The 24,270-nt window shown below is 39.6% G+C and carries 17 protein-coding genes and 2 pseudogenes; 7 read left to right on the top strand and 12 right to left on the bottom strand.

All coding sequences use genetic code 11. The features are described from left to right. Positions 1 to 36: 36 nt before the first annotated feature. The 3 genes from Xind_RS00215 to Xind_RS00205 form a co-directional block, all read right to left on the bottom strand. Positions 37 to 651 carry a pyridoxamine 5'-phosphate oxidase family protein gene (locus tag Xind_RS00215; RefSeq protein WP_222941680.1) on the bottom strand — a complete coding sequence of 205 codons (615 nt, stop codon included), beginning with the start codon at positions 649 to 651 and terminating at the stop codon, positions 37 to 39. A gap of 102 nt (positions 652 to 753) precedes the next feature. After that, positions 754 to 1,179 carry an N-acetyltransferase gene (locus tag Xind_RS00210; protein ID WP_187649213.1) on the bottom strand — a complete coding sequence of 142 codons (426 nt, stop codon included), beginning with the start codon at positions 1,177 to 1,179 and terminating at the stop codon, positions 754 to 756. 11 nt (positions 1,180 to 1,190) lie between these two features. Beyond that, entirely contained in the window at positions 1,191 to 1,883 is a 693-nt protein-coding gene (locus tag Xind_RS00205; protein ID WP_047681487.1) for a class I SAM-dependent methyltransferase, read from the bottom strand. Positions 1,884 to 2,556: 673 nt separating this feature from the next. Here Xind_RS00205 and Xind_RS00200 point away from each other — a divergent pair. From Xind_RS00200 to Xind_RS00190, 3 genes are all read left to right on the top strand, one after another. Next, the gene (locus Xind_RS00200; protein WP_187649212.1) at positions 2,557 to 5,622 is read left to right on the top strand and encodes an autotransporter domain-containing protein; all 3,066 of its coding nucleotides are present in this window, start codon (positions 2,557 to 2,559) and stop codon (positions 5,620 to 5,622) included. A 180-nt stretch (positions 5,623 to 5,802) separates the two neighbouring features. Then, positions 5,803 to 7,323, top strand: coding sequence for a trypsin-like serine peptidase (locus Xind_RS00195; protein ID WP_047681481.1), 1,521 nt, complete (start codon positions 5,803 to 5,805; stop codon positions 7,321 to 7,323). A gap of 152 nt (positions 7,324 to 7,475) precedes the next feature. Beyond that, a complete protein-coding gene (locus Xind_RS00190; protein ID WP_187649211.1) occupies positions 7,476 to 8,669 on the top strand; it encodes an MFS transporter in 1,194 nt (397 codons plus the stop codon). A gap of 280 nt (positions 8,670 to 8,949) precedes the next feature. On the opposite strand, the gene tyrP is transcribed toward Xind_RS00190, so the two are convergent. The 3 genes from tyrP to Xind_RS00175 form a co-directional block, all read right to left on the bottom strand. Further along, positions 8,950 to 10,158 carry a tyrosine transporter TyrP gene (tyrP, locus tag Xind_RS00185; RefSeq protein ID WP_187649210.1) on the bottom strand — a complete coding sequence of 403 codons (1,209 nt, stop codon included), beginning with the start codon at positions 10,156 to 10,158 and terminating at the stop codon, positions 8,950 to 8,952. 18 nt (positions 10,159 to 10,176) lie between these two features. After that, complete coding sequence (locus tag Xind_RS00180; protein WP_187649209.1) at positions 10,177 to 12,126, bottom strand: pyridoxal phosphate-dependent decarboxylase family protein; 1,950 nt, start codon at positions 12,124 to 12,126, stop codon at positions 10,177 to 10,179. Between the two features lie 313 nt (positions 12,127 to 12,439). Next, a complete protein-coding gene (locus tag Xind_RS00175; RefSeq protein WP_187649208.1) occupies positions 12,440 to 13,342 on the bottom strand; it encodes a dimethyl sulfoxide reductase anchor subunit family protein in 903 nt (300 codons plus the stop codon). A gap of 270 nt (positions 13,343 to 13,612) precedes the next feature. Between Xind_RS00175 and Xind_RS00170 the strand changes: the two genes are divergently transcribed. Together Xind_RS00170 and uspE are read left to right on the top strand one after the other, a co-directional pair. Next, entirely contained in the window at positions 13,613 to 14,368 is a 756-nt protein-coding gene (locus Xind_RS00170; protein WP_187649207.1) for an FNR family transcription factor, read from the top strand. Positions 14,369 to 14,498: 130 nt separating this feature from the next. After that, positions 14,499 to 15,440 (top strand): universal stress protein UspE, encoded by a 942-nt coding sequence (gene uspE / locus Xind_RS00165; RefSeq protein ID WP_047681469.1) that lies wholly within the window; start codon positions 14,499 to 14,501, stop codon positions 15,438 to 15,440. Between the two features lie 107 nt (positions 15,441 to 15,547). Here uspE and Xind_RS00160 read toward each other — a convergent pair whose 3' ends face one another. The 3 genes from Xind_RS00160 to Xind_RS00150 all read right to left on the bottom strand — a co-directional run bounded on the left by Xind_RS00160 (position 15,548) and on the right by Xind_RS00150 (position 19,101). Further along, entirely contained in the window at positions 15,548 to 16,462 is a 915-nt protein-coding gene (locus tag Xind_RS00160) for a tyrosine-type recombinase/integrase (protein WP_369793148.1), read from the bottom strand. Positions 16,463 to 16,921: 459 nt separating this feature from the next. After that, positions 16,922 to 18,325, bottom strand: coding sequence for a coniferyl aldehyde dehydrogenase (locus Xind_RS00155; protein WP_187649206.1), 1,404 nt, complete (start codon positions 18,323 to 18,325; stop codon positions 16,922 to 16,924). Beyond that, positions 18,322 to 19,101: a lysoplasmalogenase gene (locus Xind_RS00150; RefSeq protein WP_187649205.1), complete on the bottom strand. Its 780-nt coding sequence runs from the start codon at positions 19,099 to 19,101 to the stop codon at positions 18,322 to 18,324. Before Xind_RS00150 ends, Xind_RS00155 begins: the two co-directional genes overlap by 4 nt. 535 nt (positions 19,102 to 19,636) lie before the next feature. On the opposite strand from Xind_RS00150, the pseudogene Xind_RS23735 reads away from it, so the two are divergent. Both Xind_RS23735 and Xind_RS23730 read left to right on the top strand, forming a co-directional pair. Then, positions 19,637 to 20,200, top strand: a pseudogene (locus tag Xind_RS23735) (phosphopantetheine-binding protein); the annotation flags it as partial. Positions 20,201 to 20,215: 15 nt separating this feature from the next. After that, positions 20,216 to 20,668, top strand: a pseudogene (locus tag Xind_RS23730) (IS1 family transposase); the annotation flags it as partial. A gap of 117 nt (positions 20,669 to 20,785) precedes the next feature. On the opposite strand, the gene Xind_RS00140 reads toward Xind_RS23730, so the two are convergent. The 3 genes from Xind_RS00140 to Xind_RS00130 form a co-directional block, all read right to left on the bottom strand. Then, complete coding sequence (locus Xind_RS00140) at positions 20,786 to 22,189, bottom strand: porin family protein (RefSeq protein ID WP_047683726.1); 1,404 nt, start codon at positions 22,187 to 22,189, stop codon at positions 20,786 to 20,788. A 135-nt stretch (positions 22,190 to 22,324) separates the two neighbouring features. Continuing rightward, a complete protein-coding gene (locus tag Xind_RS00135) occupies positions 22,325 to 23,038 on the bottom strand; it encodes a Slam-dependent surface lipoprotein (protein WP_047683728.1) in 714 nt (237 codons plus the stop codon). A 248-nt stretch (positions 23,039 to 23,286) separates the two neighbouring features. Then, positions 23,287 to 24,201 carry an Rpn family recombination-promoting nuclease/putative transposase gene (locus Xind_RS00130; RefSeq protein ID WP_047683729.1) on the bottom strand — a complete coding sequence of 305 codons (915 nt, stop codon included), beginning with the start codon at positions 24,199 to 24,201 and terminating at the stop codon, positions 23,287 to 23,289. Positions 24,202 to 24,270 lie beyond the last annotated feature (69 nt).

Genomic DNA, 24,270 nt, shown 5'->3' with positions numbered 1-24,270 from the left:
AGTATAAAAGATCGGGTTGCCGATCTTTTATATGAATTAATACAGGCTGTCCTTAAGGCGCTGAGGTAATTCCGCATCGTATCCAGCACCATCAAACTCATTTTTACTGAGTTCTTTGAGAATATGCCCTGGACTGGGTAAAGCACTGCGTTCAATCTGGGTTGAAGTATCCCATAAACCTGAACGTATAATGGCACGACTACATTGGAAAAAAACAGCATCTACGGTGATACGTAATACAGAGTTTGGCAAAACGTTACGGTAAGCGAAACGCTCTCGTATTTCCGGAGTAATTAGTATTTCTGCCCGACCGTTGATGCGTAATGTTTCACCAATACCAGGAATAAGCAGTAACAGAGCAACACGGTTATCGTGCAGGATATTACGCAGACTATCGATTCGGTTATTCCCTCTTCTGTCTGGCAAAATCAACGTTTTCTCATCTTCGATATGAATAAAGCCAAGTTGGTCTCCACGTGGAGAAATATCCATCCCTTCTTTACCCGTTGTCGCTAATGCTGCAAATGGTGCTGATTCGATAAAAGGACGATAAATCGGATGAATATGATCCGTTTCCTTAAGCACAGAAAGTGCCGCGGGTTTTCCGTAAATTTGCTCAAGTGTGGTGATATCAGTAACAACGTTATCCATTATGAAATTTCTCCTTCATAATCAATCCGTAGTCTGACATGTTCTATGATGATATTGAGTTAGGTCATAGAACAGCGCTGTTTTAAAATTGACATGACTTATTCAGTGATGAAAACGCATAACATACTCCAGATGCCCTGTTGCCTCGTCTTTCCCTTCTTTAGCAACATAAAATCCTTGTGATAAATAGAAATTATAGCTTATTTCATTTTCTTGATAGACTGCCAAGGTAAGCTCTGTTCTGCGATTTTTGGCATCGGCAATCAATTCACTACCCACTCCCTGCCTTTGGTTATCCGGTAATACGAAAATTGCTGCTAATGCATCGTCATGTAGTGCGTAAAAACCGATGATTTTTCCGTTTTGGACATAAACATATACCTCAGAAGCCGGAATATAGAGGTTTCTCATATTTTCGATCTGAGATTTCCAAAAATCAGCCGCGATAAAATGGTGTGCTTTAATAGATGCCTCCAGCCAAATTGTCAGAATGTCGTCCATATCTGCTTCTGTGAATTTCCTGATCATTTCTGTGGACCTTATAATTCTTCTTCTTTTTTGAAGACAGATATTATAAATGGAGGCTTAAAATTTGGAACATGAGGAATTAATTTTTGGTGAAGAGAAAACCCTGCCTCTTCTGCACATGCTATCCGTTTTTCTAATGACCAGTACGTATCATTAAAAGAGAATGGCTTACCCGTTTCAGTCCACAAAGTCGTTAACAATGTATCTCCGTCACGGTAAGTCTTTCCTGCTTCTCCTGTTTTGAATGGACCAAAATCTATGCCTAAAGCATCCAAATTAAAATCAAGAGTCATGTAATAACCATGTTTAACTAAATGGCTATTTACCTGACGAAAAATAGCTTTGTACGAGTCTTCTGTTTTTAGTGTGCAGAGCACAAAAGAGCTGACTACCGTATCAAAAGGGCTGTCATTCGTATAGTGATGCAGCTCAGTTGGATAAATGAATATAGCCCCACTCTCTTTATATTTTTCTTTTGCTAATTCAATAGCATATTTTGAAATATCTGCACCGATTACGTGAGGCACAATCGACGTAAGAAAAGGAATTAATGCTCCTGATCCACAACCAAGATCAAGAACTTTTTTTATGGAATTATGTTGCTTAATAAAATCACAAATAGTTGTGAAAGCATATTTCTTTTCAAGAATATCATTGTATTGTGAAAAAAACTCAGAAAGCTCTTTTTCTTCCCATTTACTCATATATTCACCTCTTATTGTTTTTATAAAGCTGTGAAAGAAGTTAATAATCAGGTTAATTTAATATTATAGCTTCTTTAATGATTCCTTTTGTTGAGAACTCATGATCTTAATCCCGTTTAAAGAATAAGGCTATTTTATAATTTTTATATATAGCATAAATTATTACACGAATAATAATTTATAAAAACCTTGTCATCTCTACTGTGTTTTTATATCAATCATACTTATTTTATTACCCTGATAAATATCCATTTAATAAATAAAAGATTGCTTAACAAAAATACGGAGAAGTATTTTTTTTATTTTTTACTTAATAATAAATAACTGTATATCAGTGTAAAATAACTAAAATTTAAATTTATCCATTTGAATTTAAAAAGAAAATAAAATTAAATTATTGTAAATCAAATGTTATCAGTGGGTTAAATAAATTCTTGCATTTGATGTTTAGTTATCATTTCATAGAAACTTGCTGGCGAGTTATAGATATTTTTTTGATATCTTTAATTAATTATTTAAAGATTATTCTGCAACGTCCATCTGTTTTGGGAATAACTTAATCCTGCCAGTTATATGAACTCAAATGACCTGTTAAATATAAGCGTTTTCTGAAGAGTTATTTATTGAATAGCGAATCGGAAGATTTCATCATGTAAAAAATGGACCTACTCTTATGAAAAAAAACAATACAGTAAAACCTATATTTTTGTGGGTGACATTATTTTGTGGACTATTACCTATTAATGCTTCAATGGCCGATACTGGATATCAGGAACAAGGGCAGAAAAACTCGCCTGATAGTTGGCTATCAGAGGAATTCAAGCGTCAATGGGGATTAACCGCAATTGGTGCGCATTATGCTTATGCACGTGGTTATACTGGGAAAGGGATTAATGTTGGTGTGCTGGATGAGGCTGTTACTCAGCATTCTGAATTTGCAGGAAAACTTAAGATATTAAGCCCTGAAGATATTTGGAACTACGATGAAAAGAAAAATGGAACGATCATCTTCGGTGCTCACGGTAACCATGTGTCAGGAATTATTGCCGCAAACAGAGACGGTAAAGGGATGCACGGCGTGGCATTTGATTCGGGCTTAATTACTGCAAAATATTTGCAAAATGAGTTTAATCGTACAGAAGCCATGATTCAGAGTAATGTTCGGGTTATCAATAATAGTTGGGGTGTTCGTCCTGGATATGCTACTGATAGCAAAGGTAATCCTATAAGATTTCCAAATGGAACAGTAAAATATGATAAAGTCACATTAGACGATGTCATTAAATATGCCACCCCGATTAAAGAAATGTTGGATAAGTTAAGTAAATCTCCGATCCCAGAGGATGATTTCTATCCAATACTGGGAACAATCAGATCAGCTTCCTTATTGCGTGCAGCACGTCAAGATAAATTAGTTGTTTTTGCTGCGGGAAATGCCAACAACTATAACGTCACCTGGTTACACGCGGGGATGCCGTTTTTCTTCCCTGATGTATTAAAGAATTACCTCAGCGTAGCCAACCTGACCAGAGACAATCAAATTAACGTCTCATCAACCAGTTGCGGATATACCGCTAGTTACTGTTTGTCCGCACCAGGCACCAGAGTTTACAGTAGCACAGGTGATTTTGTTTCGAAAAATAATGGAAAAATAGACGAAGATGCCTTAAATAAGGGTGAACTGGAGATTAATCCTACTTATGAGGCTTACACAGGCACATCTATGGCATCCCCGCATGTAGTCGGAGCGGCGGCTGTCTTGATGCAGCGTTTTCCTTATATGACAGCGGGGCAAATCTCTGATGTTCTCAAAACAACTGCTACTGATCTGGGGGAAAAAGGTATTGACCGGCTCTATGGCTGGGGAATGCTGAACCTGAAAGATGCCATTGATGGCCCTAAAATGTTTATCACTGAGAAAGATATTCCTGCTGAATTCTATGTTCCCGGCTCATATACGGAAACTCAGTTTGTCGCAAATATCCCCGGAATGGGGGGGATAGTGGAAAAAGGTACTACTGTAGAACGGGTATGCGATAGCATTGAGTGTGCCTATGACTATTGGAGTAATGATATTGCAGGTCATGGTGGATTGACTAAAACCGGTAAAGGAATGCTTGAACTTGCTGGTAAAAATAGCACTTATAAAGGGCCAACCTGGGTAGAACAAGGCCAGTTGCAAATTAGTGGCTCTATAACTTCTGATGTCACTGTGCAAAATGATGCAACACTGAGTGGAAGTGGTACTGTTGGCTCACTTATGGCCAATGCCAGTGCCAATATTGCTCCAGGCAATTTAAATTCAATTGGAATCTTGAACGTTGATCGTGATGTTACTTTCCAGGAAGGTTCTCGTTATCTGGTTGAAGTTGCACCAAATACTCAAGGACGTAGTGATCGCATTTCCAGCAATGGTTCAGCGATATTGAAAGGTGGAGCTGTACAGGTCACATTAGAAAACAACAGCAACTTACTCTCAAAACATGAAGTTCGTAGCCTGCTTGGTCAGCAATACAATATCTTACAGGCAAACCGTGGTATCAATGGTCAATTTACTACCGTTGCACCTAACTATTTGTTCGTTGGTACTCATCTTAACTATCAACCTAATAGCGTGATGTTAGATATAAAACGTAATACCACTACATTTGCCAGTATGGGTAAAACCGCTAATGAACGTGCGATAGCCAATGCTGCTGATAAGCTGAATCTGGGTCATCCGGTTTATGAGAGTATCTTAATGTCTGATACGCCTGCTCAGGCTCGCCAGGCATTCCAACAGTTGTCTTCTGGACAGATCCATGCCGATATCGCTGCTGCACAGATCAATAGCAGCCGTTATCTGCGCGATACATTGAATACACGCTTACGCCAGGCAGATGGTGGAACCACTAATCAGGATATCAAAGCAGATAAAAATGGTGTTTGGGCGCAAATCACCAGCCACTGGCAACGCGCCGATGATACCAGTGAAATCAACGGCTATCGTATGTCTAATTATGGTGTGTTACTGGGCGCAGACAAGACGTTAACGAATGACTGGCGTATCGGTATGTCTACTGGTTATACCCGCTCTTCTCTGCGCGGTGGTTATAATACTTCAGCCGACAGCAACAATTTCCATCTGGCATTATATGGTAGCAAACAGATTAATGCTCTGGCATTGCGTACTGGTGTGACCTATAGCTGGCATCGTTTTGATACAAAACGTTCGGTTGCTTTTGGCAGTCAGTCCGACAATTTGAAAGCTAAATATGGTGCACAAACCGGGCAGATATTTACTGAAGCAGCTTATCGTATTAATGCTCCCTGGTTGAATTTGGAACCATTTGCCAATTTGTCTCACGTTAATTTCCGTCATGGTGGTATTAATGAGCAAGGTGGTGCTGCGGCATTAACTGGCGAAAAACAATCAAAAAATGCAACTCTCTCCACATTAGGTTTACGCGTTGATCAAAAATGGCAGACGCAAAATCAAATTACTGTAGGTATGTATGGTGAATTGGGTTGGCAACATCAATTTGGCAATGTCGATCGTGGCAGTAAATTAAGTTTCAGTAATAGCAATGCAGCATTTACTCTCAACAGTGTTTCAGCAGCACGTAACGCCGCTGTCATCAAAGCAGGTACGGCATTGAACATTAATGAAAATGCTCAATTATCTCTGGGATATAACGGTGTCTTATCAGGCAATCACAAAGATAACGGTGTATTCTTCAATGCCAACTGGAAATTCTGAGTAATAAAAACCTCATAAAAAACAAACTCATTGCTGGCAATAGCTGGCAGTGAGTTTTTCTTTTCTTCTTCATTTGATGGCTTTGTATCCACAGCAATACAAAATAGTTAAGTAGATCTTATGCATTGTCAGTCAGATAATGACTACCGAGTCATCTACATAATCTAAAGGAGGATAATTATGGCTTATCGTAAGGTACTGTTAGTTAGTTTGTTTTCTATCACAGCAAGTTCAAATGCTTTAGCGTTGAGTGATACATCTATTGATTTTTCTGAGCCTAATGATAATGGTGCTCCATTAATGAAATCAACCGATCCTGGTGCCGATAAATTCAGAACTGTCGGTAAATTTTCGGGGGGAGCAAGCTGTACTGCAACCCTGATTGCTGGTGAAAATGAACCAAGCCCAAAGACTCCGGCCTTGATACTAACAGCAGGACACTGTGTTAATAGCAATGTAGGAACAAATGAAGTGATCGTTGATCAGCCAGTAGAAATGGAATATTGGCAATATACTCCGGATTATTTTATTGACAAAAAAGCCAACCTTTCACCAATAAAAATTGACCGTATTCTGTATTCAACGATGAAACACCAAGATATCGCTGTCTTACAATTGAAGGCTACTTATGGCGATCTGGCTAAGAAAGGCTATCATCCTTTGAAGCTGAAGAAAAACCTGAAGATGAAATATCAGCCTATCGTGTTGACACATATTCCTGTCAATAATGTTGATTACGATTTTGCTTACCTTAGAAAATCGGAATGTGATATTACCGGAAAATCACCATTATTGTATGAAAGTTCTGCCCCATGGATTTGGTCTCCGATCTTCTCTGTTAACTGTGCTGGTGTAGTCGGTGGAACATCTGGTTCCCCTGTTTTTGAAAAAGGTAAAACGGACGTTATTGGTGTTCTTAATACAACCACAACACCAGGTATGACTGGTTGTGGACTCGGCAGGCCTTGTACTGTCGAAAACAATAAAGGAGTTTCAGAAGAAGGAGCCAGCTATTTCATTCCTGTAGATACCATTGCTAATGCAATAACCAAGGACAACAAACTGGATCTATCTAAACTGGAAAATAATAGCGGTGACATTTTAGAAAGAAGTCTGCTGTGGTCATCTTGGATTACTCAAGGTGTTGTTGACGGAGAGAAAGCAAAATGGGATGTCATTATCAAAGAAGGTGCTGATGTCAAAAATATCCGCTATAAAACAGGGCTGATCAGCGAAGTGGATTGTACAAATCAAGCCGGATATAGCGCTCCAGTTTCAGCTAGCAAGAATCTATTGAAAAACATGTTATTGCCTGAAAAAGACGGTATCTATAAACTCTGTGTTATCCATCAGAACAACGATGGTCAATGGCAAAAAACAAAAGATGCCTCAGTGATGTTGCGAGAAATTGATAATGTTCCACCATCAATTAAACCAATCATTCATAAGGATGACCATGGGAGTAACAACTGGTATATAACTGTTAAAGCTCAACAATATGAACTCATGGGTGTTCAAGTGAAATATGGTCCTAAAGCAACAACCCACTGTGATGATAAATCAGGTTACGGCTTTGCCTGGAGGCCTATAGTTCTAGCTAAATCTGAAGCTCCATGGCGTGTATGTGCATATGGTCAAGATATGGCAAAAAATGATAGCCAAATTAGTGTACTTGATATTGAAGCCACTGCTGCTAAATAAACAATCTCACTGCCAGTAATCGCTGGCAGTGAAACACCACACTACCTTCACTCCCCTATTTTTTTATCCAACACATGATGTAGTAGCTAAAGACAGCTAAAAATTTTATCTATTTCCACTCAATCCAATTTTTTATCAGAGAAGGCCTGAATATGTCATCACGTATTATTTTGCCTAAAGTTTCATCATTAATTCTACCGATATTCTCATTTGCTGTATTTTTCATCGGTGCGACAGAGTTTATGCTATCCCCCATACTCAAACCATTGGCTGAATCGTTTGAAACAACAACAGATAAAGCGACCTGGCTGGTATCCAGTTATGCCCTCGCTTACGCACTTTCAGCACCGATTTTTGGTTGGTTATCTTATCGAATAAGTCGATATAAATTGTTGCTGACATCTTTGCTGTTTCTTTCATTTGATGGGCTGGCATTGGCTATAGCCCCCAATTTAGAAATTGCTATCGGATTGCGTATTTTCGGAGGTATTGCTTCGGCTGCTCTGATCCCAACTATTTTTGCATTGGTTGCAGATATTTTCCCTCCCCATAAACAAACCCCAGCAATGGGAATCGTTATGTTTGGCATGACTGCGGGTATTGCGGCCGGCCCTGTCTTCGCAGGAGTGTTAACAGCCGTTTTTAACTGGCGGATACCATTTTTGATGAATGCGATAGGATGTATTTTGCTTTTTATTTTAAGCAGAAATGTTTTAAGCCGAAAATTGCCTTTAACTCTGAAGAAAAACTCTTCCCAGAATCATCACATAAGAAAAACAGAAATAACATTTCAATGGATATACCAGGGGAATTTAATCCGCCCTCTTATCGCAAAAGGGTTTTGGAATGGTACGGCAGTATCTGCTTTTATATTGACCGGAGAAGTATTAAGACGACATTATGATTTAGAAACAGACGCAGTTGGTATCTCCGTTTCTGCATTTGGCATCGGGCTTGGTTTGGGGAATCTATCTACATATTTTGTGAAGCACTTACGGATCCGGGAAGAATGCACGCTACTGTTGACAATAATAACACTTTTCGTAACCAGTTCTGCATTCATGTTATTACCACTGTCTTTATTCTTTAGCCTTGGCTGCCTGATGTTATGGGGATGTGCACTCGGACTTGCAGCCCCTGTGAGCACTTCTATTCTGGCAAATCGAGCGAAGCGGAATAAAGGCCAAATATTGGCAGTATCTGAAAGCCTGAATAATCTGGCAATTCTATTTTTACTCCCCATTGTGACTACGCAACTAACCCTGCACGGTATCGTGGCGGCAATGATAATACTGGGAAGCTGCTTGATAATAGCTATTGGGATGATATTGAGAGATTTTTGGTGACACTGTCACTAAATCAAGGCCAATAAACGTAACAAAATGGCCCAGTGGAAGCGAAACTGTAAAATACGACATTTGACTTTTTTGAACTGAGCTTGTGGCTAAACACACTATCCTTAGTCCGTTCTATTAGTATTATCCTGAATAAGCTGAAACTCACGTACCCAACGAATTGAATAATAAAGAAATTTATCATCTTATCCATCATGTAGAAAAATCTCTTCCTTCTAAAAGGCTTTGGTGAATTCCAAAGCCTTTCGACAATGATAAGGAGTTAATGAACTTATCCAACTTCAGGTAAGATTCCTGTCACAATACCTATTTGAATAGAAATTACTGCGATCCCACAAAGAAATACCAAAACCAATGCGGGCGTTCCGCCAAAGACCCGATATTGGCATACATTTTTTTGGCGAACTTTAAAAATCAAAATACTGGGTAATAACAAAGCAAGGATTGATAACGCAATAGCAGCATATCCCAACGCCATGACAAATCCTTTTGGATAAAACAAGGCAAACACTAATGGAGGTGCAAATGTTAGCAATCCGGTTTGTAAGCGCCCTGCTACATTATTCTGGCGTTTGAAAAGATCTGCCAGAAAATCAAATAACCCAAGAGTGACGCCCAAAAAAGACGTTGCTAACGCCAGGTTGGCGAATATTTGCACTGAAAATTCTGTTTTTGATGATACAACTACATCACGAATCGAGCGGATCAATCCATCTAATCCGGATTTTTCAGCTAGAATTCCCAATAGTGTAGTTGAATCAAGACTTCCTAATGTAGCTAATTGCCAAAGTATATAAGCTATCAGAGGAATTGCACTGCCGATAATAAATATCCATCGTAATTTACGGATATCACCTTTCATATATCGTACAAGGCTCGGTACGCTGCCATGAAAACCAAATGAAGTGAAAACAACAGGAATAGCAGATAAAATAAGACCTTGCTCAACAGGCATGGATAATAAATTTACATGCTGAATGTGTGGAAGCATCAAACCAAGCATCAATACCAGAAAGATAATCTTGGCACTAAACAATATTCTGTTTATAAAATCGACAGAGCTGGTACCAACACAGACTATCCCTCCACCTATCAAGGTGAATAGAAGTACGCCTACGGCACCATGAAATGAAACACCTGTCCATTTATTAATGTTGGCAGTAAGTAAATCACCTGCCCCACTGATATAAGCCGCAGTTAAGGCGTACAACAGAAACATCATGCTGAAACCAGTAATGATTTTTCCATATTTGCCAAGATAACGATAAGCCAGTGTCCCCAAACCGGTATCGAATGATTCATACTGATAAGCTTCAACCAGCAATAATGCGGTATAACTCATCAAAATCCATATCCCAACTAGCAGAATAAAACTAACACTGAAACCTATACCAGATGCGGCAAGTGGCATTGCCAGCATACCTGCTCCGATCGTTGTCCCGGCGACAATAAAAATACTTCCCAGGGTACGATTTTTCATATCTATATCCCTTTAGTATCAACTAAGAAATGAAGTATCAAAATCTAACCTTTGATGTAATTGCTTTTCTTTTTCATCAACAATTTGAGTCAGTTTTCTAACAAAAATAAATTTTAATTGCTCCCAATATTCTTCGAAGTGTTCTTCATTACGCAGACAATGTGTCATGACGGCTGCCCGCAATATATATATATGATGTACTGCTTGCCATTCACTATAACTAAAACCACATTGCTCAGCGTAATACCTGGGAGTATCACCATACTCTTTGTAATCCAGTATTGTTGATGATGTGAGAAAATCATTGGCATAAGCACGTCCGGTGGAATATGAACATAGTTCATAGATCCGTTTGTTGAGGGCGTTATGGTTCAGCAGACTGGTATTTCCGACTTCCTTGAAAGAAAAATTAATCATATGAAAGTCAGGTGTTGGCATGATATACGTTTCAAATTGATATTTTTCAACCTTTATAGGTTGCATATTGGTTATCTTATCTAATAATCGATTAGCAGTGACGATCCCAGCAGCGATCACTTTGCCATACCCATGAATGTTCAGAGGTAATAATCTGTGCGCTGCCCACAAAGCGGCAGCAGTTGCTCCAGCCTTTGAACCTTCCATTATAGAGGCACCTAATATTCCTCGATTACTGGTTGGTGAATCATTGTGAACATCATTATCTTCAAAGACATAAGCAGCATGGGAAGAAATCAAATCGAGAATTCGCTTATCCTTCATACAGATAGCACCAGCCGAATATTGAATGAATCCCATCTTATGGGGATCAACAGTAATCGAATCGACATGTTTTAGTGCCTTGAAACTCTGATAGACTTCCAGTTTAGGCCAGTTAATATTTTCAGGGATAAGTCCAATTTCATGATGATGCTTAACTAATTCATCATATTCCATAAATTTTCCCTGCTCATCCAGGAGTGAAGAACAGGCATAACCTGCATAGGCAGCATCAATATGGATGTAAAACGATGCCCCATAATGCTCTTCACATTCCTGCCTCAGCTTTATCACTTCATCAATGCGATCAATTGCTCCTACTTCCGTTGTACCTACCACAGCAATCATTGCCAAAATAGCTTCTCCTTTCTCAATAAGAGAAAGCGTGATTTCACGCATCTTGGCAACATCAGTCTGATAATGTTCATTAACGGGCAATGGAATAATATTTTCTTGTCCAATACCAAAAATATCGGCTGCTTTTATCCAAGAGTAATGCTTAGACTGTGGTACAAGTAGCTTGCCTAAAATTTCCGGTTTAACGCCTATGCCACGACATGTCATATCGCGTATTTCATTAAATATTCCCTGCCTTTTTAACTCACTAATTAAATCAATGGCTTCTGCTGTTGGAATATTCATTAATTGTTTTTGAGACTTGTGACTGAGCAGGTTTTTGGTTTCAGGATGCAGAGAAATGGCTAAAGACAGTGTTTTTAAGTTCCTGGCAACCCAAAGTCCCTCATAGTTAGCCACGGTTCCTCCTGAGGTGATATGTCCCCAGGCTTGTTGTGTGTCATAGCCAAACATTCGGCAGAGATCTAATCCGGATTCAAGCTCAAGATCTGTTGTGGTTGGTGATGCTTCATAAGAACAGTTATTGGGGTTGTACATCATCGCCATAACATAAGCGAGATTAGAAACCATCAAAGTGTCGCCATTAATGTGTCCAAGATAACGGGGAGAAAAGAAAGGAATGGAGGTGTTTTTTAGTTTTGCCGATAACTGATTTAATATTCCTTCTGTCCGATACAGTGTTTCTCTGTAGTTATGCTCATAGCGATCAACTGATGTAACCAGAGCGGAATCTTCAGGATGAAAACCTGAACGCCAATGCATATGCTCACTGACCGCATAATCCATCATTTCCCTGAAAAACACAGCATTTTCTGACTTTGGACCTAAAAATAGAGCATCTACATTTAAGTTAGAATTAAGTGGCTTAGTCATAATCACAATATCCTCGATTGTTCATTATTCTTTGTTAGCTATTTATTCATTAACTAAGTCAAGCTATGAACACAGATATAAAACATATGATTTGAAATATTAATAACAAGTTAATAAATACTTTAAATTTGTGCACTAGAACAAAAAAATGATAAAGAAAAGATGTAATCCAGTAGTGTTTTAAGGATGGTTTGTAAATTTAAGACCATGAATATACTGTGGTTTTCTGCACATAAAATCAGTGGCGGCATCACATTTTTTATTGTGCAGATTAGAATAAATGGAATATATGACTTTATAATGATGTTAATAATTACATGTTGCACATGATAAAGAAAATATATTGATTAATGATTTCCGCAATAAACATAATGACTGTACCCGACAGAATAGAATAACCTGTTCGAATGCGTGTTCTGTTTCGCCCTTTCCATAATGTATATGTCCAGATCGCCATAGCGATAATGTATAAACACCATGTTATCATTCTAAAACCAAATGCACTTTTGAAGTTAAGTTCTGGTTGATGGGGAAAAATGGTGTTTTTTCCTTCACTTTCCAATGCCGTCTCTACTAACCATCCCATGTATGCTGGTTGTTCAATCAATCGGATTGTCACACTGATAAAAACAATAATCAGCGCTGACATAATAAGTTTGGTAGGAATTTTTTCTCGCATAAGTTTCCCGCCCGACTGACTAATAAACGACAAAGCCAGTGCTGGCCCCAACGTAAATACTGCGCCATAGAACAAAAAATAAGTATTAATATTTGTCCAGGTGAGCATGGCACTGTTCAAATAAATACTGACCATATAGTGAATATCAGCTAAGCCAATAATACCGATCCCCATCATAACATATACATGTCCGCGCCTGGTGACCAAAACAAAAAGTGTATATAAACTCAAAGTACCAAAGTAGATGGCAGCAAATGTTGTTTCTATATTTATCCACTCTCGCCGGTGTATTATGTTATGCAATTGTAATAAATGATACACACTGAATGGATATCCCATAATATCCAAAGAAGATAGCAAACCTATTCCAGACAGTATGCTACTGATGACTAAAGCTATGCGGACAGGGACAACCGTTGATTTTTGCCCTGCGTTTGTTTTCTGATTAAAACAATAAATATAAAGTGCACTCATCAGTACCAGGCCAATAGAACTTTGCACTATCATTGTAAATGCAATTAACAGCCATTCACTCATGCTAATCCATCCATTTATCTGTAAACCCACCTCTATCGTCAATACACCACCATCAACATGACATTATATTATTAATATAATTTCAGTTTTATTGGTGTGTTATATCGAATGTGCAGAATTTTACGCAAGTTAAGACTTAATCACAGCAAAATTTCATTTTTTTCTTCGTCAATGACAAAGATAATGATTAACAAAAAAATCAGGCTCTTATCAGAGCCACCTAAATATGTTAAATTGACGAACATCAATCATTTCTAACGAGCACTTCCTATGGTTCCGGAAAAACGCATTATTAGGCGGATTCAATCAGGTGGTTGTGCAATCCACTGTCAGGATTGCAGCATTAACCAACTATGCATTCCTTTCACTTTAAACGAACATGAACTCGATCAGCTTGATAATATCATTGAGCGTAAAAAACCCATCCAAAAAGGACAAACTCTTTTTAAAGCTGGTGACGCATTAAAATCGCTTTATGCTATCCGTTCTGGAACTATTAAAAGCTATACAATCACTGAAGAAGGTGATGAGCAAATCACAGGTTTTCATCTTGCCGGAGATTTAGTCGGATTTGATGCCATAATCAATACAGAGCATCCCAGTTTTGCTCAGGCATTGGAAACTTCAATGGTATGCGAAATCCCATTTGAAACATTAGATGATCTTTCCGGAAAAATGCCGAATCTCCGCCAGCAAATGATGCGTTTGATGAGTGGTGAAATTAAAGGTGATCAGGAAATGATCCTCTTATTATCCAAGAAGAATGCAGAAGAAAGGCTGGCGGCATTTGTTTATAATTTGTCCCGCCGTTTTTCGCAACGCGGTTTTTCCCCCCGTGAATTCCGTCTGACTATGACACGTGGTGATATCGGTAATTATCTCGGCTTGACAGTTGAAACTATCAGCCGTCTGCTTGGGCGTTTTCAGAAAAATGGCATTTTAAGTGTTAAAGGAAAGTATATCACTATAGAAAACATGGAAAAATTAACTGAACTGGCAGGTAAAGCCCACGTAAATGTGGCATAAAGTTATTTCAAAATTTAAGCCAGATCACTATATTTTGCTGATCTGGCACTCTCCTACACTGTTATAGTTGTCGATATTAGTTTATCTTTCTGTACGAAAGGCACATCCAGCCTCTGCGAGGTATTAATATATGGCAAACTACCAAAACCTCTTAGTTGCAATTGATCCGAATCAGGATGATCAGCCAGCATTAAGACGTGCGGTATATATCGTGCAACGTAATGGTGGCCGGATTAAGGCTTTCTTGCCCATTTATGATCTATCCTATGATATGACTACGTTACTTTCTCCCGAAGAAAGAAACGCTATGCGTAAAGGTGTTATTGGTCAACGGGTCGCCTGGATAAAACAACAAGCACATTACTACCTTGAATCAGGAATTGATATTGAAATCAAAGTAGTTTGGCATAATCGTTTTTATGAAGCGATCATTCAGGAAGTTATTTCTGGAGAACATGATTTGCTATTGAAGATGGCACATCAGCATTCTCTGTTAGAGTCGATGATTTTTACACCGCTCGACTGGCACTTATTACGTAAATGCCCTTGTCCTGTCTGGATGGTAAAAGACCAGATATGGCCAGAAAAAGGGTCGGCAGTTGTTGCGGTGAATTTATCAAACGAAGAATCCTATCATAATGAACTTAATCTGAAATTAGTTGGTGAAACACAAGAACTTGCTAACAGGATTGTAAAAGAACCTCTTATCCACCTTGTCAGTGCCTATCCCGCAGCGCCTTTAAACATTGCAACAGAACTGCCTGATTTTGATCCCAATGTATACAATCGTGCATTACGCGGTCAGCATTTGGTCGCAATGAAAGAACTACGACAGAAATTTTGTATCAGCGAAGAGCAAACGCATGTTCAGGAAGGCTTGCCGGAAAAAGTCATTCCTGAAATCTGCGAGGAAATTAATGCTGGTGTGGTTGTTTTAGGCATTCTTGGGCGTACAGGTTTGTCTGCTGCATTTCTTGGTAATACTGCAGAACATGTTATTGACCGGTTAAAATGCGATCTGCTGGCAATTAAACCTGATGGTTTCATTTGTCCGATTGATGTGGATGAATAATAATCGACAATGATTCGATAGTTTGCCCGAAATAAGATTTATTCAAGTTTCGGGCAAACTATGATTTGTATTAGTGTGATTTGATTACTATATCAAAATTACTATATTCAAAAATTCAAATTTCTGGCCGCATTTCTCAGACGTTCATCCCCGCGCCGATCATACTTTTGAGTTGTCGTAATACTTGAGTGTCCCATTGCATCTTTGACGGTCACAATATCTTCGCCATTATCCAACATAGCCGAGGCAAAGGTTCTGCGTAGATCATGAGGAGCAAATTTTTCTATTCCGCTTTCAATCCTGCGAGTTTCCAATATATGATAAATAGCCTGATCAGAAAGACGATCTTCTGTTACATCATCATGCCTGCGGATACGAGTAAATAATGGCCCGGCATGCTCCCCCCGAACTTCATCCACCCAGCAATTCAACCGCCTCCATGTCCCTTCCGGCATATATGACAAACGTTCTTTGTTTCCTTTCCCCATCACTCTTAATGCTTGTTCACGATAAATGATGTGTTTCAGATCTAATGAGACAATTTCTGAACGGCGCAGACCGCAACCTATCAAAATACCGATAATGGCGGCATCGCGTAAGCCTTTTGTACTGAGATCGTTTTCACAGGTATAAAATAAGGTCTTAATTTCATAACGCTCAAGTGCCCGTCCTTTGGTTAAGCGACTTCCCCTGACAGAACGTACTTGTTTAATGTGTTGAAAATTATCCGTGTCAAGTTGTTTCATTGTCCAGGCTTCTAGTGCAACGCCTTTCAATGCAGAAAGATAAGTATTGATCGTTGCGGGTGCTTTGCCTGAATCAGAGAGCATTTCCATAATGGCCTGAATATGATGGCGCCGTAGATTACGCCATAAACAGTCCTGCACATTTTGGTAACCCAACATTTTTGCCACAATATTAAGAAATGACTTCATAGTTTGGCGACTTCGCTTTGAACCAAGACTGACAAGATAGGCAATGGCAGGATTGTCATATATCTGATCAGATGCAGACAATGGCATAACCATTCCCTGCTTTTGATAATCTCTGGAATTCTGTTGCTCATCAGAAAGCACAATCAGTGAGTTTTTCTCCTCTTTATTTTTATCGTTCTTCTCATCTTTATGGTGCATAACTGCCCTCTGACTCCAATGTCTTTTGATTGCGCTACGTAAAAACTGGGACTTATGACTCACACCATATTATTGTGAAAATCTTACTTTTTCAAATGTGTATTTTAATAAGTAGAAAAAATATGTAGGAAATGTGAACGTGTGTAAGAGCAATAAAGTTTGTACACAAGAGATAGTTGCTGATGCATAACCTATTGATATAGCTGTTTTTAGAGCATCAAAAATGCTGGATCAATGCTTGAATGAAACTGACATTATTAACTCACACAAACAAATCTGCTTGTGCTGGTCAGCTTGTGAATACGCCCTGACTGTTTCAAATTTGACTTGAAATATTGCAGCAGTTTTTTATCGTGTGAGAAAGTGGATAAGCATATTAACATGCTTACCATAGGGAGGACGTAGCTGATCTGTCAGTGCCAGATTGTATTTGCGCAAAATAGGCATGGCTTTGGAAAAAGTTTTAAAGCCTTCATAGCCGTGGTACTGCCCCATACCGCTCTGGCCTACACCCCCAAAGGGTAAACTTGTACATGCAAATTGATACAGTGTGTCATTGATGCAAATGCTACCTGCGACGATGTGCAATAAAGCCGCCTCAATTTGCTTGTTATTTTTGCTGAAACAATAAAAGGCCAATGGTCGATCACGGCTTGCAATATAATGGATTGCTTCATCATAAGAGCGGTAGGTTTTAATCGGTATCAGTGGGCCGAAAATTTCTTCCTGCATGATAGCACTGTCATCATCAGGGTTGAGAACTAGTGTAGGAGCAAGAATACGTTGCTTAAGCGCTTGTCTCGGATCAATAAGAGGCATAAGCGGAATGATCTGATGACCGCGTATGATTGCATCTTCAAGTAATTTAATAAGACGTCGATACTGGTTGTTATTGATAATGCTTGTATAGTCTGGGAAGTTGTTGGGTTGGGGATAGCGTTGCGAAATTTGTTCCTTAGCCTCTGTAATAAACGGCTCAATGACACTTTCCGGCAATAATACGTAATCGGGTGCTATGCAGGTTTGTCCAGAATTGAAAAGCTTTCCGTTTATAATGCGAGCAGCCGCTTTTTTCAGATCGGCATCGGGGGCAATCAGTGCTGGAGACTTACCGCCAAGTTCCAACGTAACAGGAGTGAGGTTTTGTGCGGCAGCGGCCATTACTTTTTTACCGATCGCCCTGGAGCCAGTAAAAAACAGGTGATCAAAGGGTAAGGCAGAAAAAGCGGCTGCAATATCTGCTCCGCCTTGTGCAATACTGACACGATTTTCAGGAAAAATTTTGCTTAGAAATTTTTCTAAGTAGGCATTGGTATGTGGCGTATGTTCTGAAGGTTTGATAAATGCATGATTACCTGCGGCAAGAGCTGATACTAATGGTGTGAGAGTCAAATTAACCGGATAGTTCCACGGCGCCATGATGCCAACAACGCCGAGCGGCACATAGCGTACTTCAGCCGTTGCCGGCCACAACTGCCATCCAGCCTTGCGTCTTTGCGGTTTTATCCATCTTTTAAGATACCGCAGACAAAGATCAATTTCCCTCAATACAATTATCGCTTCTGCCATTATGCTCTCGTGGCGAGAACGATGGCCGAAATCGTAGGAAACGGCTTCCACCATTTCATTCAGGCTGGCTTTAAAATTTGCGCGCAAACACAGCAGATCATCCCGGCGTTGGTATTCATCAGGTCGATTCTGTTCCCAAGCTTGGCGCAGTGCGTCAAATTTGGTGTTGATTAATTCTGTCATTGATCACGCCTCCGCACAGAGCAGGCAAAACACCATTGAGCTATATAATAAGTGCCGAGTACCAAGAGCGGACTTAACGGAGTTTCAAAGTAAAAATGGCTATCAGCGAGCATGCTATCGCTGATAGCAAAAAAGATACCGCCAAAAGCTGCAATATTCGCTGCATGTTGTGCTGGAAGCATCGGGCTTTTAAATGGATAAATAATTGCTCTGTTAACCGCTAACCCGGCCATGAAAGTCAAAATCGCAGCATAGATGGCAACCGGCATTTTCATGCTGTTAGGTAGATGATTCCACAGCCCGATGACTATTAATAATGAGATGACTATAAATATGATAAAAACTGCAATTACAATGAAAATTGTACGAAGAGTTATAAATTTTGCACTGAAGTATTTGTTTTTAATAACAGAAGTATAAATACTGTCGCAACATAGAGCATAAATGTAAGCGCAATGTGTGAGCAGGAAGCAAAATAGTCCAGCCAAAAAATAGTCTTGCGGTAACATCAAAAAAAAATCACCCCCTACGGCGAATGCAAGTCCAAAAACAATGGCGTTACGATAACGTATTGAGAAAGGTGCTCGGATCAACAGAATCCAAAACACTAATAGTGCGGTGGCGGTGGGTTTAGTCAGATAGTGGAGCCAAATCCATGCTGGATTTACCGAAGCACTGAGTGATGCACCTGTTATAGTGCTAATTGAAAGGAGTGTATAGAGCAATCCGATTTTGTTGTGCAAACCATGCTGAGGAGTGCAATTATTTGATGGCATATGCCTCTCCCACCGTTTCTTTCTTACTTAAGGTAACAGAATTTTCACCTGTAAATAACAACAAACCAATAACAAAGTAGAATAAAAAAACATGATCAAAAGGCATCGTAACTTAAGGTTATAGTGCCGATGTCATTTTCAGAAGACGATAACCCCACTTGGCAGGACATAACTCCTGATGTGTAGGCAGCGCCTAATAAAGTAATACCAAACTGGAATGTTGTTCAAATTCCATTCAAGAAACCTTAATATTATCAAGTTGTTATTGATATACTATTAGTTATGCAACATTATTAATATGTAAACTAATTGATTTAAATGTTGCATGTTTTATAGGTATTAGGCAGAACAGTTTTTCTGTTGTGCTTTTGTTGTTACTGATAGAGGTTGTGCAAGATTATGATGAAAGCTCATGATGTAAAATATTTTCCCCGTACTCATCACTCATGGTTGCATGAATACAAAAACATTTTAACTCACTTTTCTAATGTTACTATCTGCCCAAGTATTGTTTGCAAAATAAGTACATTTATGGATGTATTTAATTCAATCTACTAATATCGCTAAATTCATTAATCAGCGGTTAACTAAGCCTGATTCGCTTATCGCAATTTTAATGAATCGGCGACCTGCTATGGTTGAACTTGAAGCAGTAGAACGAGAAATACGTAACCTTGCCGGAGTCGATCATACTGCAACATTTTGTCACCGTTACAACAACCACGATTATTTATTGTGCTTAGCAAGCAATATTGAGGCAATGCGTCATACTCTCAGTGAGCGCATTCCCCCTTATATGATTCCTGCCCGCTTTGAACATCTTCACAATATGCCGATGACTTCCAACGGCAAAGTAGATTTATCATCTATCAAGAAAATATTGATTGAAAGTTTCGAACAGCGTCAGTCTAAAGAATCAATAGGTCCTATTGGTAATCCTGCCGATAAATGCGAACAAGATGTTATACGTGCATTTAGAAAACAGCTTCAGGGGGTTACATTCACAATACATGATGATTTCTTCCAATTAGGGGGAGATTCGCTTGATGCTATTCAACTTGTGTCCGATTTACAGCTTCAAGGTTACCCTCTTACCGCACATAGTTTTCTTGCTCAAATTAAAAAACTCACGCCAGAAAATGTAACCTCGCGGCCTCTGGTGGGAAGTGACATCCATATTATCTGTGAAATAGACGAGCAGTGGTCATTTGTCGGTCACAAGAAAAACCCACGCTGGCTCTGGTATGCTTGGGAGCCAACGATGAAGTGGATAGTGGCACATGTATTGGGTGATCGCAGCAGGAAGACGTTGAAAAAACTGCTGACACTTCTGTCTCCTTTCAACATCCAGTTCTACTGTACGGATAATTATGCCGTTTACAACTGCCTTCCTGAGGGAAAACATCTCACTGGAAAGAAATTTACCCAACGTATTGAGAGAACTAATCTCACTCTCCGTATCCGGATAAAGAGGCTGAATCGAAAAACGATAGGCTATTCCAAATCTGAAGAAATACACGATAAAGTGATAGGAACGTTTATTGAGCGTGAATACTACTTCCTCTAAGCGATCTAACTATTGGAAGCATGACCCTATCGCGAACGCCATAACATCCGTTTTGCATCATTTCAATGGCTCCGGCCAGTGTGCCAGGGAACTTAAAGGCTAAGTCCATCGTTTCGACTAAAAATATTTTTCTAGCTGTATTTGTACTTCGTTTTTATCGTAACTGTATTGCCAGCTTACATTGCTACGATTGTGCAAGTGGCGGAAAGTGACAGAAGGTGTCATCCCCAAGATTTTGCTGGCAGTAAATCTAATGGAAGCGGTATAGATCTGTTCATTATCTTGACGTTTGGCACCCAGTAATGCGCTGTAGGCGCCAAAATGTTGCGTTTTCAATGTGGCAAACAGCGAGCCATCAATACCGGAATAAAGTGTCCCGGCTATCCCCGCAGTAACTCCCCATTGTTGATAGCGAGCTGCGGGTTGTTGATTGTTTCGATGGCTCCAGCCAGTGCCGCCAAACAGAATAAAACCGTTGCTGATAGCATGAGAGAGATTGAAATAAGATGAGGAAAGTTCGCCGTTTTTCCAATGATAAAGCGGCTGATAATTGAGCCACTTATGTTCAAATTCAGCGCTGAGGAAGGTTTGATCAGAGATAGCCCATTGCCATTCTATTTTCGCAGCGACAGCATGGTATTCGGTAATCCCGGCTTGTTGTTTATATTCAAATAAGGGAGCAAAAGATAAGTTATGATTCCTGCTTTTAAAGTTGTAGCCACTGACCAGCAAAAACGTGTTTTCGTTTCCGCTATGGTAATGAGGATAGACCTCACCATCAATCATTCCACGACCAAAAATGCCGTGGTGACCAACAAGCTGGTAACGCCGGTTTAATGTAACATGATAAGCACTTCCCCATTCTTTGATCGCTTTTGGTATATCCCGTTCAATTTTACATTCTCCTTTTAAGGCAAGCAGGCAGTCTGGTTTCGTATTTGGAGACATATTTACATTATCGTCATAGACGTAACTGAGTGAAAATGAACTGTGCCAGCGGTTTCTTTGAGTTATTGCTTTTATATAACCGTCGATATTTTTCAAAACAATTTTAGGTAGTTGATGCTGTTTACTTAATTCAACCATTAACTGTTTAGCTTCCCGATTTTTGTGATCCTCAAAATAGACACGGGCCAATTCCAATTTGATGCGGGTGAAATCCGGTTTTTGACGCAGGATTTTTTGATAGAGGGAAGCAGCGAGAGTTAAATTTCCCTCACGACGTGCCAGACCACCTTGGGCAAAATTGACCAATATAACATCATGTCCCGGCAATTTTTGGTAAGCCGACAAAAAGCATCTTACATCTGACCATTGCTGATAATTAATGGCAAGGTACAGGGCTTGACCGATATCTTTAAGATTATTTTCAACCTTAAATTTTTGCCCATGAATCTTTATCGATTTACAAAAAACAATTGGCGAAATCGCATTTGATATATCATTGGCGTAGCCTGTTGAAAAAAGACATGATGTCAGTAGTGACATAAGTAATACAGGCACGTTTCTCTTGCCAGTCATAGGGGGAACCCGCTTGCAAAATCCATCTTCTGAGCAGAAATAGCGATACAAGGCCGTAATAAATAAGGCAGAAGATGAAGAAAAGAAGAAGATAACAGTGTCAAAATGGCACTGTTATCTTTGTGAAATTAGCAGCTACTGTTTGTTACCGCCAAAAGCAGTGTCTTTACTTCTGTCGCTATCAAATTTGGCATACCCCGCTAAAGCTGAGGCAGAATCACCGTAGAATTTTCCATCGGTGACACCATTAATATTTCCATTGGCTGTGGCTTTGCCTGAAAATCCGGCATCTTGATTGATATTGGCATCAATACCTATATTGAGTGAATTATTGCTGAGTGAGCCATTCAGTTTTTGAGTATCAAAATCAGCGACTAGCCGACCGGAGAGAAGGTTATGACCATTATATTGGCTCAGGCCTTTCACCATATAGGTTGCCGTACCGCCTTTTGGCATATTGGTTGTAACATCTTTACCTGTATAAAAAACAGTGTGAGTCTTATCTGATTTATCTGGCGTTTTTTGTGCCCATTCACCGAAGTAAACTTCCGCATTGGGAACTTGAGCAACATCAATATATTGATTCTCGATATTGAGAAAACCCTTCAGTTTGAAATCATAGATGCCATTATTGTCACGTTTGGCCATGCTTTTTAGTTCAGATGCGGTGAAAAGTTTATCTTTCACGATGGGGAGAGAGATACCAATGGCGGGATCATTATTTTTCTCTCCGAGTATAAGATGTGGTGTAGTTTCTGTTTGGCTTATACCATATCCAACTTTTGCTTGAGCCTGTGTTATCAATCCCAAGGCACCTAATATGGTGATTAATATATTGACCTTTTTCATTAATAACCTCACTAAGTATACTGTTATTCATTTATAAATGGTTTCTCTGGTCTCCCACTTTGAATAAATTACACTCAGAAAATATCGATGTGAATAATAAGTGATGATTTGTTAAAAATTGGTTAATAATTGTTGGGCGTAATATCCCTTGGTGACGTGATGCCTATCCAAAGAGCAGATATCGCTGTCATAAGAACAAAAATGCCGATCTTCAAGGTCGGCATTTTGTTGTGAAAGAAGAGATTAATTTAATGTTTTAACGCTTCAATTTTATCCCGGCTCAGTCCGGTACTGGTGACAATAATGTCCAGGCTGACACCATGCCGTAATAATGCGCGGGCTGTTTCCAGTTTGCCTTCCTCCCGGCCTTCCGCTCTGCCTTCTGTCCTGCCCTGCTCGCGCCCTTTTTGTTCAAGCTCTTCTGCAATGGTCATCAACATTGTTTTATGCTCCGGGGATTGTTCAATCAGTTGATGGACAAATTGTGAAAGATTCAGCGTATGTCCATTCAGTAAAATATAGCTTAACACAATATTACGCTGTTCGTCGCTATTATACCCCGCATTTAGCAGGGCCACCAAATGGGGGACCCATTCCAGCATATCCCGGCAGCGGATATGCTTTTGCACCAGTTCCAGCAATGCAATGCTTTTGTGCGACAGGATCTCTTCATCACTGAGCACACTGACATCCACCAATGGAAATGACTGATGGTATAAACGGGCCGCCTGTTCCGGGAGCGCAAAGCAGTCCAGCCATCGATTTGAGTAAGGATATGGTCGAATTTCACCGTGATAAAACAGCAAAGGGATGACCAACGGCAGTGTTGTATGGCCTTTTTTCAGATGGGTCGCCATGGCTGACATCGCATAATACATTAACCGCCAGGCCATCAACGGGTCAGGCGTGGACTGATGTTCAATCAAACAGTAAATGTACCCTTCTCCCTGTGTTGTCTCAACTGAATACAGCACATCGCTGTGTAATTGACGTAACTGACGGTCCACAAAGCTGCCGGACTCTAGTTTCAGGGTGGTTAAATCGCACAATGAGCGAAGCTCTTCGGGCAGATACAGGGATAAAAATTCCTTGGCCGTATCAGGCTGCGTTAAAAAATGTTTGAATAACGCATCATGGTGAGGCTTTTTTGCTTTCTTTGCCACAATCCGTCTCTCTGTTTTGTCGGTTGTTCAAGGCGATACTCTCGCGGGAAAATAGGCAATCCATAACTA

This window comes from Xenorhabdus indica, assembly GCF_014467235.1.
GTDB classification, from domain to species: Bacteria; Pseudomonadota; Gammaproteobacteria; order Enterobacterales; family Enterobacteriaceae; genus Xenorhabdus; species Xenorhabdus indica.
The sequence above is the reverse complement of the archived record's forward strand: the minus strand, read 5'-3'. Positions and strand labels throughout refer to the sequence as shown.